The organism is Phytohabitans flavus (genome assembly GCF_011764545.1).
GTDB classification, from domain to species: domain Bacteria; phylum Actinomycetota; class Actinomycetes; order Mycobacteriales; family Micromonosporaceae; genus Phytohabitans; species Phytohabitans flavus.
The window spans coordinates 6,369,514-6,382,934 of record NZ_AP022870.1 but is presented as its reverse complement, the minus strand read 5'-3'; the positions used below and the strand labels follow the sequence as shown (position 1 = coordinate 6,382,934).

12 protein-coding genes are annotated in these 13,421 nt (G+C 71.0%); 8 read left to right on the top strand and 4 right to left on the bottom strand.

Going from position 1 to position 13,421, the window contains the following annotated elements:
* Position 1: 1 nt before the first annotated feature.
* Positions 2–679 carry a hypothetical protein gene (locus Pflav_RS27845; protein WP_173039426.1) on the bottom strand — a complete coding sequence of 226 codons (678 nt, stop codon included), beginning with the start codon at positions 677–679 and terminating at the stop codon, positions 2–4.
* 230 nt (positions 680–909) lie between these two features.
* Positions 910–3,447, bottom strand: a complete 2,538-nt coding sequence (gene pepN, locus Pflav_RS27840) for an aminopeptidase N (protein ID WP_173042671.1) — start codon at positions 3,445–3,447, stop codon at positions 910–912.
* 176 nt (positions 3,448–3,623) lie between these two features.
* On the opposite strand from pepN, the gene Pflav_RS27835 reads away from it, so the two are divergent.
* From Pflav_RS27835 to Pflav_RS27820, 4 genes are all read left to right on the top strand, one after another.
* On the top strand, positions 3,624–4,250 hold the full coding sequence (locus Pflav_RS27835; RefSeq protein WP_173039424.1) for a DsbA family protein: 627 nt from the start codon (positions 3,624–3,626) through the stop codon (positions 4,248–4,250).
* Between the two features lie 88 nt (positions 4,251–4,338).
* Positions 4,339–5,538: a DUF1015 family protein gene (locus tag Pflav_RS27830; protein WP_173039422.1), complete on the top strand. Its 1,200-nt coding sequence runs from the start codon at positions 4,339–4,341 to the stop codon at positions 5,536–5,538.
* Complete coding sequence (locus Pflav_RS27825; RefSeq protein ID WP_173039420.1) at positions 5,535–6,464, top strand: alpha/beta hydrolase; 930 nt, start codon at positions 5,535–5,537, stop codon at positions 6,462–6,464. Before Pflav_RS27830 ends, Pflav_RS27825 begins: the two co-directional genes overlap by 4 nt.
* Before the next feature lie 13 nt (positions 6,465–6,477).
* A complete protein-coding gene (locus Pflav_RS27820) occupies positions 6,478–6,945 on the top strand; it encodes a ribose-5-phosphate isomerase (protein ID WP_173039419.1) in 468 nt (155 codons plus the stop codon).
* An 8-nt stretch (positions 6,946–6,953) separates the two neighbouring features.
* On the opposite strand, the gene Pflav_RS27815 is transcribed toward Pflav_RS27820, so the two are convergent.
* Positions 6,954–7,310, bottom strand: a complete 357-nt coding sequence (locus Pflav_RS27815; protein WP_173039417.1) for a hypothetical protein — start codon at positions 7,308–7,310, stop codon at positions 6,954–6,956.
* Positions 7,311–7,344: 34 nt separating this feature from the next.
* On the bottom strand, positions 7,345–8,574 hold the full coding sequence (locus Pflav_RS27810) for a GNAT family N-acetyltransferase (protein WP_173039415.1): 1,230 nt from the start codon (positions 8,572–8,574) through the stop codon (positions 7,345–7,347).
* A 137-nt stretch (positions 8,575–8,711) separates the two neighbouring features.
* Between Pflav_RS27810 and Pflav_RS27805 the strand changes: the two genes are divergently transcribed.
* The 4 genes from Pflav_RS27805 to Pflav_RS27790 all read left to right on the top strand — a co-directional run bounded on the left by Pflav_RS27805 (position 8,712) and on the right by Pflav_RS27790 (position 13,270).
* Positions 8,712–9,242 carry a hypothetical protein gene (locus tag Pflav_RS27805; RefSeq protein ID WP_173039413.1) on the top strand — a complete coding sequence of 177 codons (531 nt, stop codon included), beginning with the start codon at positions 8,712–8,714 and terminating at the stop codon, positions 9,240–9,242.
* Positions 9,243–9,497: 255 nt separating this feature from the next.
* The gene (locus Pflav_RS27800; RefSeq protein ID WP_415624398.1) at positions 9,498–10,835 is read left to right on the top strand and encodes a cytochrome P450; all 1,338 of its coding nucleotides are present in this window, start codon (positions 9,498–9,500) and stop codon (positions 10,833–10,835) included.
* 39 nt (positions 10,836–10,874) lie between these two features.
* Entirely contained in the window at positions 10,875–11,699 is an 825-nt protein-coding gene (locus Pflav_RS27795) for a terpene synthase family protein (protein ID WP_232071983.1), read from the top strand.
* A complete protein-coding gene (locus Pflav_RS27790) occupies positions 11,696–13,270 on the top strand; it encodes a prenyltransferase/squalene oxidase repeat-containing protein (RefSeq protein ID WP_197938770.1) in 1,575 nt (524 codons plus the stop codon). The genes Pflav_RS27795 and Pflav_RS27790 overlap by 4 nt, the downstream gene beginning before the upstream one ends.
* Positions 13,271–13,421 lie beyond the last annotated feature (151 nt).

The window sequence follows — 13,421 nt, the reverse complement described above, 5'->3', positions numbered from 1 at the left end:
CTCATCGCGGGTGGTAGAGCGCGGCCCGGACGGTCTGCACCAGCTCGTCGGGCTCCCCGTACAGGTCGTCGTCGTTGAAGTAGAGCAGGCGCCAGCCGCGCGTCTCCAGCCAGTTGTGCCGGGGCTGGTCGAGGCGGGAGTCGCCGTCGTAGACCACACCCACGCGCTCCTCGGCGTAGCCCAGGTCGATGCGGCAGCGCACCCGGCCCCTGCCGTCGAGCACCACGAGCTGCGGCTCAGGCGCGGGCAGCAGGCCGTCGTGCAGGATCAGGCGCAGGTGGCTCTCCTGGCGGCAGCGCGCCCGAGGGTCGGCTAGCCGCACCAGCTCGCGGGCCTGGCGCACGCCGCGCAGGCCGTCGTGCCGGGCCACCTCGTCGGCCAGGTCGTCCGGCGTGCAGGCGCCCACGCGGAGTGCCGCGTCGAGCACGGCCAGCGCGTCGAGGCGGCCGAGCTGGCGGGCGAGGTCGACGGCGCACCGGGCCGGGCCGAGGCAGCGCAGGCCGAGGACGTCGCGGACGTCGGCGAAAGGCAGCACCGCCCCGTGCGCCGCGATGCCCCGCCGCTGGGGCAGTGTCGTGCCGGCCGGCAGCGTGATGTGCAGCGTGTCGGTCGGCACGACGCCGAACCCATACAGCATCGCGGCCGTGTGGTGGGTGAGCACCGCGGCCGGCGGCAGCACGCGCACCACCGCCCGCAGCCGCTCGACCTCGGCCGGGGAGCCTCCTGCGACGCGGCCTCGTCGTACACCTGGGTCATGGCCGAAAGGATCGGCCGTCCACGGGTCACCCGCCAGCGCCCGCCACGCGCCTGTGGACGGCCGGGCCGCCTGTGGAAAACGCCCCGATCAAGCCAGCGTGTGGTATGAGGCGCAAGCACGACGCCGGCACCACAGGTACCGGAGTTAGATGATCAAGATTGCGCGTCCCGGGCGCGGGCCTTGAGCGCGCGTACGACCCCGTCCTTGCCCTCCGCGACCAGGCGACGCAGCGGAGCCGGGTGCCCATCCTGGGCCAGCCAGGCGTCGGTAGCCGCGACGGTCGCCTCGCTCACCTGGTACGCCGGGTAGGAGAGGATCACGAACTCCTGCGCCGGCTCGCTGTCCCGCCGGTCCCACACCTGGCGGACGGTCGCGAAGTACGGCTCGACGTACGGCGCGGTCAGCTCCACCTGTACCGGGTGCTGGAAGCCCTGGAGCAGCGACCGGTGCTCCCAGTTGGGCAGCGCCTCCTCGCCGGTCAGCCGCCGCCACACCTCGGCCTTGGCCTCCGGGGTGGGCAGGAGCGCCCGCGCGTACGCCGCCTCGCGCTCGCCGCTGGCCGTACGGTCGCGCGCCAACTCGGCCTCGATCTCCTCGGCGCCCACCACACCCTTGGCGCTCAACGACTGCACGAGCGACCAGCGCAGCTCGGTGTCGATGGTCAGCCCCTCGGGCACGCCCTCGCCGTCGAGCCAGCCCCGGAGCACGGCCAGGTCGGCGGCGTCCCGGGAGGAGGAGGCGTACGCGCGGGCCCAGGCGAGCTGGAAGCCGCTGCCCGGCTCGGCGGCCGCGACCGACGTACGCGCGGCGGCGGCGAGCGCGGCCCAGCCGGACGGCGCCCAGGCCGGGTCGGCGTAGAACGAGAGCGTGCTCTGCGCCTGCCGCAGCGTGGCGGTGACCAGGTTGATGTCCCGCTCGGCGGGCAGCCCGGCCACGACCAGCGCCACGTAGTCGCGGGCGGCAAGCTCGGCGTCGCGCACCATGTCCCACGCGGCGGCCCAGCACAGGGCGCGGGGGAGCGAGGACTCGAAGCCGGCGATGTGCTGCACGACCGAGGCCATCGAACGCTCGTCGAGGCGGAGCTTCGCGTACGTCAGGTCGTCGTCGTTGAGCAGCAGCACGTCGGCCGCCCGCACGCCGGCGAGCTGGGGCAGGTCCGTCTTCTCGCCGGTCACGTCGACCTCGAGCCGATCGCGCCGCACCAGCCGGTCGTCGACCAGGTCGTACAGGCCCACCCCGATCCGGTGAGTGCGCAGTACCGGGTACCCCGCCGGCGCCTCCTGCGACACGGTCACCGACGTGTACGTGCCGTCGGCGGCGATCTCGACCACCGGCCGCAGCGTGTTGACCTGCGCGGTCTCCAGCCACTGCGCGGCGAACTTGCGCAGCTCCCGCCCGGACGCCGACTCAAGCTCGCTGAGCAGGTCGTCGAAGGTGGCGTTGCCCCACGCGTGGCGGCCGAAGTACGAGCGGAGTCCGGCCAGGAAGGTGTCCTCGCCCACGTACGCCACGAGCTGCTTGATCACGCTCGCGCCCTTGGCGTACGTGATGCCGTCGAAGTTGACCTCGACCGCGGCCAGATCGGGCATCTCGCAGTACACCGGGTGGGTGGAGGAGAGCTGGTCCTGCCGGTAGCCCCAGTTCTTCCGTACGGAAAGGAACGTGGTCCACGCGTCGGAGAAGCGGGTGGCGTTTGTGTTGCACCAGTGGCTCGCCCACTCGGCGAACGACTCGTTCAGCCACAGGTCGTTCCACCAGCGCATCGTGACGAGGTTGCCGAACCACATGTGGGCCAGCTCGTGCAGGATCGTATTGGCCCGCTGCTCGTGCTCGAAGTCGGTGACCTGTGAGCGGAAGATGTAGTGCGCCTCGGCGTGCGTGACGCAGCCGAAGTTTTCCATCGCGCCGGCGTTGAAGTCGGGCACCCACAGCTGGTCGTACTTGGGCAGCGGGTAGCGCACGCCGAACTGGCGGTGGAAATAGTCGAAGCCCTGCGTGGTGATCGTGTGCAGCTCGCCGTCGTCCATATACCGGGCCATCGAGGCGCGGCAGAAGTAGCCCAGGTCGATGCCGTCGTACTCGTAGCGCACCTCGTGGTACGGCCCGGCGCAGAGCGCGGTGATGTACGTACTCATGCGGGCCGACGTGTCGAAGTGGACGGTCTTGGTGTCTCCGTCCTGCTCCACTGTGGCGACCGGCGAGTTGGAGACCACTTTCCAGTGCGCCGGGACGATCGCGTGCCAGGTGTAGACGCTTTTGAGGTCGGGCTGGTCGAAGCAGGCATACACCCGCTGGGCGTCGGCCGTCTCGAACTGGGAGTAGAGGTACACCTCTTTGTCCACCGGGTCGACGCTGCGGTGCAGGCCCTGGCCACTGGCCGAGTAGAAGAAGTCGGCGTCGACCACGAGTGTGTTGTCCGCGGCGAGGCCGGTGAGGACCAGCCCATCCTCGGCAGACCAGGCGGAGATGTCGACGGGCTGGCCGTTCAGCTCGGCGGAGCGCACCCGCTGGGCCGCGGCCTCGACGAACGTCGAGGCGCCCGGCTCCGCGCAGCGGAACGTCACCCGTGTGGTGGAACGGAAGGTCTGATCACCGTTGCCAGCCCCGGAGAGGTCCAGGGCGATGTCGTATCCGGTGACCTCAAGCAAGCGGGCGCGTTCGGCCGCCTCTACCTGGGTCAGGTTGCGCACTCCGGCCACGGTGGTCTCCTGCCTCTCCGCCGTCGTCGTCGACAGCCCGATCGAGCGGTCCTGGTCGACAGCCCGTCGAACGAGTCTGTCATGCCTGCGTCACCGAATAGGGGGTGGCCCAGTTCACGAGCCGGTCCACGTGCCTTCCACCGCACGTCGAGAGGAGTATGTAATTCATGGTTGAGCGTTCATCAGTTGACATGTGGTTCGATCCGGTCTGCCCTTGGGCGTGGCTCACCTCCCGCTGGCTACTCGAAGTGGAGAAAGTCCGCCCGGTCGACATCCAGTTCCATGTGATGAGCCTTTCCGTGCTCAACGAGGGTCGGGACCTCCCGGAGTCGTACCGGAAGATGATGGATAACTCCTGGGCGCCGGTGCGGATCTGCATCGCGGCCGAGCAGGCGTACGGCCCTCACGTCCTGCGCGACCTCTACACCGCGCTCGGCACCCGCATCCACCCCGGCAAGCAGGAGCGCGGGCCCGAGCTGTACCACGCGGCGCTTGTCGAGGCCGGCCTCGATCCCGACCTCGCCAAGGCGGGCGAATCCACGGAGTACGACGCGGCACTGCGGGCCAGTCACGACGCCGGTATGAAGCCGGTCGGCCTCGACGTCGGTACCCCGGTCATCCACGCCCCCGGCCCGGACGGCGCCGACAAGATCGCGTTCTTCGGCCCGGTCATCACCCCGGCCCCCAAGGGTGAGGCCGCCGGCAAGCTCTGGGACGGCGTGCTGCTGGTCGCCGGCACGCCCGGCTTCTACGAGATCAAGCGCACCCGCGAGGCCAAGCCGGAATTCGACTGAGAGGCCTCTGACCAGGGCCTGATCACGGTCCGGGACGGGGTTGGGGTGTCGGACGTCACACCGGTCCGCGACGGTACCGTCACGCGCTATGACGATCGTGCACCCGATCGCCCGGGCCTGGATCACCACCGGTGGCACCGGCGCGCAAAACTACGACGAGTTCGCCGATGATGCCGAGATCACCTCGATCATCGCCGACAACCCGCACAGCGCCCTCGCCGTCGAGATGCCCCACCGGGCGCCGGAGAGCCTCGGCAGCAGCTTCGCGGACGCGCTTCCGGCCGCCGTGGAGCGGCTCGCCGAGGCCAAGGCGGACGGCAGCTACTCCCTCGCCGAGCAGGTCATCGCGCTTTACCGGATCACGGCGCCCGGCGAGCCGCCGGCGTTCGGCATCTTCGCCATGGTCGAGACCGAGCAGATCTCGACCAACGCCGACGAGCCCGGCCTGGTAATCCGCAACGAAGACGTCTTCATCGAGAAGGTGCGCGAGCGGGTGGCGCTCGCCGCCGCCACCGGCCACCTTCTCTCTCCCGTGCTGCTGCTCCAGACCGGCCGCGGCGACGACCTGCACGCGGCCCTCGCCGCGGCGACCGACCGGGCCGGTGCCCCGGCCGCGACCGACGTCGACCAGGCCGGCCGTACCCACGCGGTGTGGCTGGTTGCCCCCGGGCCCGAGCAGGACGAGCTGACCGCGCTGGCCGGCGGTGGCGAGCTCGTCGTGGCCGACGGAAACCATCGCAGCCTCGCCGCGCAGACCGGCGGGCTCACGCGCTTCCTGGCCGTGATCACCACGCCCGGCTCGGTCACCATCCAGCCGTACAACCGGCTGGTCAGCGAGCTGACCGTGCCCGTACCCGAGCTGCTCGACCGCCTGCGCGCGGCGGGCGCCGAGGTCCGCGCGGAGGCTGGCCCGCCGTCCGTCCCGGCCGCCGGTGGGACCATCCACCTCTACACGGGTGGCGAGACGTACGCGGTCACGCTGCCGCCGACCCCGGGCGCGAGCGCGGTGGACAACCTGGACCACGCCCTTGTCGAGCGGGCCGTGCTGCGCGACGCGCTGGGGCTGGACCCGGGCGACAAGCGGATCACCTACGTGGGCGGCGACTACCCGGCCGCCTGGCTCGCCGGCGAGGTCGACGCCGGGCGGGCGGAGCTGGCCATCCTGATCGCGCCGGTGACCGTCGAGGACTTCGTCTCGGTCAACCTGGGCCGGCAGAAGCTGCCGCGCAAGAGCACCTGGTTCACGCCGAAGGCCCGTGGTGGCCTGGTCCTGGCGCAGCTCGGATGAAGCTCCATCCGCAGGTGACGGCCTCGCTGGCGGCCCGGCCCCGGCCGACCCAGGAGCAGATCACGGCCGATCCGCTGGCCCAGCTGATGGCCAGTCGGGCGGCGATGGTGGCCGCGGTCGACCGGGAGTGCGGCCCACCGGTCCCGGTGGCCCAGGTGTCCGATGTGGACGCGGACGGCGTGCCCTGCCGGCTGTACGTGCCGGTGCCGGGCGCGCCCGTCCTGCTCTACCTGCACGGCGGCGGCTGGGCGATGGGCAGCGTGGAGACAGTCGACCGGCTGTGCCGGCGGATCGCCGACGGGTCCGGCTGCGCGGTGCTCTCGGTCGACTACCGGCTCGCACCCGAGCACCCGTACCCGGCCGCGATCGACGACGCCGAGACGGCGCTGGCCTGGCTCCGCAGATCCGCCAATGGCACCGGTGCGGCGCCGGACGTGGACGCCACCCGGGTTGCGGTCGGCGGGGACAGCGCGGGCGGCCAGCTCGCCGCCGTGCTCGCCCGGCGGCAGCGCGACGCCGGGACACCGTTCGCGTACCAGCTGCTGATCAACCCGGTGATCGACCCGGCGATGTCCTCGCAGTCGTACCGCGAGCTGGGCGACTACGGCCTCGAGTCGACCGCGATGGCACTCTTCTGGGCGATGTTCCTGGCGGACGGTGGCGACCAGGAGAGCCCTGACGTCGCACCGCTCGCCGCCGACCTGGCCGGGCTGCCGCCGGCGCTGATCCTCACCGCGGAGTACGACATCCTTCGCGACGAGGGTGAGCGGTACGGCGACGCGCTCCTCGCGGCCGGCGTGCCGACGGTTGTCGTCCGGTACCTCGGCGTCAACCACGGGTGGATCCGCAAGCTCGCCCTCTTCGATGCCGCGGGTGTGGCGGCGGACCAGGCGGCGGCCGGTCTGCGCGCCGCCCTCACGGCCTGAAAGACTGCGCGGTATGCGCGTCTACCTGGGAGCCGACCACGCCGGCTACGAGCTGAAGGTCCACCTCGTCAACTATCTCGGCAAGCAGGGGTACGAGACGGTCGACGTTGGACCGCACGCGTTCGACCCCGAGGATGACTACCCGGCGTACTGCCTGCACACCGGCGCCCGCGTGGTGGGCGACCCGGGCAGTCTCGGCATCGTGATCGGCGGCTCGGGCAACGGCGAGCAGATCGCGGCCAACAAGATCGCCGGTACGCGAGCCGCCCTCGCCTGGAATGTCGAGACCTCCCAGCTCGCCCGCCAGCACAACGACGCCAACGTGGTGGCGATCGGTGCCCGCCAGCACACGATCGACGAGGCGACGGCGATCGTCGAGGCGTTTGTGACCAGCACGTTCTCCGGCAGCGAGCGCCACGCGCGGCGGATCAAGCAGGTCGCGGCGTACGAGGGGAGCCAGGAGCTGCCGCCGCTTCCGTAACCGGCGAACTACCGGGTGCCGCGGGGCGGATCGTCCCTCGGCACCCAGTTGCGCCGGACGATGACCAGCCGCTCCCGCGCCTCGGCCAGGTCGGCGTCGGTCGGCCGCCCCGCGTCGCGGGCGCGCATCGCGGCGCTGATGCCCACCTGCGACGACCCTGAGCCGACAAGGCCGCGCAGCCCGCGCTCGGTGTCCCGTTCGTCCGGCGCGCGGGCCGGCGGGTCCGGGTCGAGCACCTCGGACGTCACCGCCGTGGCCGCGTCCGGATCGGGCAGCTCGCGGTCGTCGTCCGGGGGCCGCGGACGGACCGGCCGCTCGGTCGAGCCTTGCCGCAACCGGCGCCGCCTACGCTCAGGATCCGCCATGCACTGACCGTACCGGAGGTCTATCCGTACGCCGTCAGAAGACTTCCGGCGCGGCCGGTTGGCGGTACCAGCCGAATGCGGTGCTCGCCGCGTTGAGTGTGCCGGGGCGCAGCTCGCGTACCCGTCCCGCGGCGGCCATGGCCGCGAGCGAGCTGCCGCCCAGGTACGCCGCACCGATGTCCGCGATGTCGCAGGCCAGGTCGGGCTCGGTGTCGACACGCTCGCAGGCCGCGCCGCCGGGCCCGCCGGTGACACGCCAGCGGCCGGCGTTCTCCGGCAGTACCGGGTCGCTCACCTCCAACACCACGTCGACATCGCTCGCGTACCGCCGCGCGGCCAGCGCCGCCGGCAGGTCGACCACGCGCAGCCAGAGGCCGTCGGAGAAGTGCGTGTTCAGCTGGCGGGGGTCGCTGGCCAGGTACAGCAGCGGGTCGTCCACCGCGGCGAACCCGTACGTCACCGTGCGGGCCAGGTCGATGCCGAGCAGGAAGCGCCACAGTGCCGCGTACGCCACCGGGTCGGTCGCCGCGATCTCGCTCACGTGCACCTCGGCGTTCGGGCCGCCGTGATTCCAGCCGCCCTTGGTGCGCCACACCGCGTACCCGTCGACGCCGCCCTCGCCCTCGTGCACCACGGCCCGCCGCTCGGTGGCGCCGTCGCGCCGGCCGGGCGAGTCGGCGAGCACCTGAGCCCACCAGCCCTCGTCCCGGCTCGACCAGCCCGGACGCTCCTGGCGCACCATGTCGTACACCTTGCTCAGCTCGGGGAAGAGATCGGCCGGAGCGCCGACGCGGAGCCGGCCCGCGGCGGTGGCCTCCGGCAGCCGGACCTCCCGGGTGTCGATGGTGAGCTCCAGCCGCGTGGATGCCAGGCCGTACCCGAAGCGGGGGTAGATCCGTGCCTCGCTCGCCCACAGCACGGCGAGCGGCTCCCGCCCGGCGTCGTGCAGGTCCCGCAGCTGGCGCCGCATCAGCCGGGTGAGCAACCCTCGCCTCCGGTGGGTGGGCGCGACGCCTACCCCGGTGATGTGCCCCGCGGGCAGCACGCCGCCCGGTACGGTGATGTCGCGGGCGGCGGCGAACGTGTGGCCGACCACCTCGTCCCCGTCGGTGACGAGCAGCGTCCGGTCGGCCTCCCAGACCTGCCGGTCGAGATCCTGGGCGTCCTGGTCGACCGAGTGGTGGAAGAGGCCGAACAGCAGGTTCGAAGCCTTCAGGAAGTCGTCGGGAGTGGCGGGGCGGAGGGGGAGCTCGGCGTCGCTCATGCGTTCTGTGTAACTGATTGATGGCAGCCTGGGCGACTGATTTGTCGCGTCGCTAACCCTCAGTACCCTCGGACGTGAGGATCCGGCCGGGTCTGCCCAGGCGACGCCGGAGCCATCCAGGTCCGGGGGAGGAGATCATGGCAGACCAGAACCAGCCATGGGCCGAGCGGACGGTGGACATGCCACCGCAGTCGGTGCCGCAGTCGTACCAGCGGGGTGTCGCCCAGGTCCAGCCGAGGGCGAATGCGCCGGTCACGCCGGCCGTGCCGCACGAGCCGACCGGTACAGGGTGGCCGGAGCCCGAGCCGGACCCGCGGTGGGCCCCGTCGGGCTACCACCGGGGCCAGTGGCGGATCGGCAGCGGGTGGACGCTCTTCGGTGCGCTGGTCGCGTTCGTCTGCTGGGGCATCTGGGCGATCTCCACTCGGGGCGACCTCACCACCCCCGTGCTCACCTTTCTGCTTTCGCTCTGTGTCGCCGCAGGCCTGTTCGCGCTCTCCCGGATGGTCGGCAGGATCGTCCTGGAGCGCCAGCTCGGCCGGATCCGCCGTAGCGCCCGCGGCGCCCACCTAATAACGGGCATCTTCCTGGTGGGCGTGGGCATCGCCTACCTAAGGCAGACCGACTGGGTGATGGACGCGTTCAACTGGGTGAGCGGCCTCTTCTAACCCGCGGTTGATCAGGGACTTGGCGGGCGTGTCGTGCGGCGCGCCCTACCACGGCGTCCCTGATCAACACTGCGATGTGTATCGATGGTCCGATATGTCTGATGTTTTGGTGGGACTCAAAACAACTTCCACGCGCGGCATTTCTAGATCGCTTTGAGTGATCCTAAAGGTGCAAGGCGTCACGCGCGGGGGGTTGAGGGGGTCACCACCATGTCGTTCGACGTCGATGCCGTGGGTGTCCGGAATGCGCGCCGCATCCCGATCCACCGCACCCTTCCCCGATTGATCCGCGATCCGTTCGGCGCCCTCCAGGCGATCGCCGAGGAGGCCGACGGCGAGGTGGTCCGGCTGGAACTGGGCTGGTTCCGCCCCTATCTCGTGACCAATCCCGACCATGTACAGCACGTCCTGCGCGACAACGTGGACAACTACGTACGGGACGGGCAGGGTCTCTTCTGGCGGCCGATCCGCCGGCTGCTCGGCGAGGGCATCCTCGCGGACGGTCCGGTGTGGGAGGCGAGCCGCCGTAACCTCCAGCCCCTGTTTTCCGCCAAGCACGTCGAATCGCTGGTCGACAGCATGGCGGACATGATCGCCGCCGCCGTCGACGACCTCGACCGGTACGCGCGGGAGGGCACCCCGATCGACGCGGGCGCCGAGATGAGCCGGATCGTGCACCTGACGGTCATCAAGGTGTTCTTCCGCGACCGGATCACAGTGGAGCAGGCCGAACGGATGGTTCCGGCGCTGGACACGATCGCCACCTCGATCGCCTTCCGGCTGCTCCTCCCGTTCGTACCCAACGCGGTGCCGCTCCCTGGCGACAGGGCCTTCCGCCGCGCGGTCCGGACCATCGACGAGATCGTGTTTCCGATCGTCCGGGAGTGCCGTCGCGATCCCGGTGACGGCGACGACATCGTCGCCACCCTTTGCCGGGCGCGGGGGGCCGACGGGCAGCCATTGACCGAGCAGCAGGTGCGAGACGACGTCGTGACGATGTTCGGCGCCGCGACCGAGACGACCGGCGTCCTGCTCACCTGGCTGTGGCCGGTGCTACAGGCGCACCCCGAGGTGGCCGGCCGGCTCTACGCGGAGGTCGACCAGGTGGTCGGGTCGGACAGGGTGCGCCGCGAACACCTCGCCGGCCTCGGGTACACCCGGATGGTGCTGGACGAGCTACTGCGCCTGTATCCGTCGGGCTGGCTCTTCCCGCGCACCGCGGTAGCCGGAGACGTCATCGGCGGAGTGCGGCTAAGGCCACGCGCCACGGTCCTCATCAGCCCGTTCCTCACCCAGCGGCTTGACGCGCACTGGGCAGACCCGCTCGAATTCCGGCCCGATCGCTTCGAGCCGGGGGTGAGCGGACATGTGCACCGGTACGCGTACTTTCCGTTCGGCGGTGGCCCGCACCAGTGCATCGGCAAGCATGTCTTCCTCGTCGAGGCACAGCTCATCGTCGCGGCGATGCTGAGCCGCTTCCGGCCGCGGCTGGCTAGCCAGGCGATGCCGGGGCCACAAGTGGCCGCGTCGCTGCGCCCGGCGAGTGAGGTGCGGATGACGCTGCTGCCCGTGCAGCGGACCCTGGCGGCGTAACAGATGCACCCGGCCGCGGAGAGTGGGCGGATCTGTGCCGTGGCGGGCCAGACGCAGCGCGAGATGCGGCGGTGGGCCGAGGCCTACCCCGGGCTGTTCGCGGCGAAGCCCTTCGACGACGCGCTGTACAGCACGCTGGCGCTGGCGATGGCGTTCAGCGGCCCGACCCTCGACAGTGGACAGCAGCGGATGGCCAACCGGGCCACGCTTTGGTGCTTCGCGCTGGACTGGCAGGTGGACTACGTCGCCAGTTCGGCCGAGGAGGCCGCCGCCATCGCCCGCCGCTGCATGGCTGCGGCCGGGGGCGCGGATCCGGACCCGGACGACGAGCTGACCGCGTTTCTCGCCGAAGTCCGCGACGAGCTGGCGGGCGCTGACGCCTACCCCGTGCTCGGGCCGGTGTGGCGCGAGGAACTGCGCCGGATGCTCGACGCGATGGTACGAGAGCACCAATGGAAGGCGGCCGGTGTCGCCCGTCCGTCCTTTGAGGAATATCTCGACAACGCCGACAACTTGGGGTTCTCGTTTGTCTTCGTGGCGCACTGGATCCACACAAGTCAACCTCCGTCCGCTGTAGACATTGACGACGTTCGACTGGCAAGCTGGGCCGTGCAGCGCGTGATCCGACTGCTCAACGATCTGGCGACATATGACCGGGACGTCAAGTGGGGGGATCTCAACGCGCTGATGCTCGGTCCCGACCGGACAGCGGTGGGCCAGCACGTCCGCGTGCTCGCGGACGAGGCCCGGCGTCTCATCGCCCCCCTCCGGGACCGCCAGCCGGCGCTCGCCGACTACCTGGAGCGGCAGATGGAGTTCTGCGTGGGCTTCTACGGAGTCACCGACTACTGGGGCGCACTGTGACAGTGGAGGTGGCGTTCGCCCCGATCGACGTGGTCGCGGCGGCGCGGGAGCTCGTTGCCGGGCTACGGATCCACCCGTGGGGGAGAGTCAGCACGTCGGTGTACGAGACGGGGCGGCTCGTGGCGCTGGCGCCGTGGCTCCGGGGCCACCGGGAGCGGGTCACGTACCTGATGGGAGGCCAGCGGGAGGACGGCGGCTGGGGCGGGCCGGATGGCTACGCGCTCGTGCCGACGCTCAGTGCGACCGACGCGCTGCTGCCGGAGGCGGGCGGTGCCGCTGCCGCGGCCGATCGGGGGGTGGCGGTGCTGCACTCCTGGCTCCGCGGTCCGGTATCGCTGCCGGACATGCCAGCCATCGAGCTGATCATCCCGGCGCTCGTGGAGTCCATCAACGCCCGTCTGCATCGCCACGGCCGGATGCCGCTCCCGCTACCACCCGAAGCGGACGGTTCGGCGCTGGCGCGGCTGCGCGCCGTGCTGGCCGCCGGGCGGGCGGTACCGGAAAAGCTGATGCACGCGTGGGAGGTGGTCCATCCGTTCTCCCTGCACGAGCGGGTGGACGGTCCGATCGGCGCTTCGCCCGCCGCGACCGCGGCGTGGCTGGGCAACGGCGGCGCCCCTGCCGTGGACGACCCGGGCCGGCGCTACCTGGAGGCGGTGGCCGACCGGTATGGCGGCCCGGTGCCCTGCGCCGCCCCGATCACCGTCTTCGAACGCGCGTGGGTGCTGAGCTGGCTGGCCGAGGCGGGCGTGCCGCTCGCCGTGCCGGAGAGCCTGCTCCGCGAGCTGGACGTGGCGGTGGGTCCGACCGGCACACCCGCCGGGCGCGGCCTGCCGCAGGACGCGGACACCACGGCGATGGCGCTTTCCGCCCTCGCTCAGCTCGGCGCCGTCCGCGAGCCGGACAGCCTGTGGGCGTACGAGACAGGAACGCACTTCTGTACGTGGCAGGGCGAGGACGGGCGGTCCGTCAGCGTCAACGCGCACGTGTTGGAGGCATTCGGCCACTATCTGCGCACAGGCCCCGAACGAGCCAGCCGGTATGCCGACGCCACTCGGCGGCTGACCACCTGGCTGGCCGACCAGCAGGACCCCGATGGCTCCTGGTTGGACCGGTGGCACGCCTCGCCCTTCTACGCCACCGCCTGCTGCGCATTGGCGCTCGACCGGTTTGGCGAGGGGCCGGCCGCGCGGGTCGCCGTCGACCGGGCGGTCGATTGGGTCCTCGACACCCAGCGCCCAGACGGTTCGTGGGGGTGTGGCAGGGCACAGGCGAGGAAACCGGGTACGCGATGCGTATTCTGCTTACTCGTCCGAATGGTCGCGCAGAAGGTGCGCTTATGCGTGGCTACCCGCATGTTTCACGCTCATTTCAAGGCCAGTCGGTCGACCGATCAGGTGATCCACCGATGTGGCACGACAAAGATCTCTATTTGCCGGAAGCGATCGTTCGAGCCGCCATGCTCGCCGCGCTACACCAGGCACAACGCCATTTCTCATGATCGTCGGTACACCTTCCGGTCGGTCCGATGTAGACCCCGTGGCTTGAGAGACCACTCGCGGCGTTGCTAGGGTGCCCGGGGTCAATCACCCCAAGCCGGCGGTTGGGACTGGTGCGATGAGATTCCGCAGCTCAAACGTGCGGGCCAAGATTGTTGCTCTCCTGCTGTCACTGTTTGCGCTTTGGGCCTTCGCTGCGTATGTGACGCTGCGCGAAGGTCTC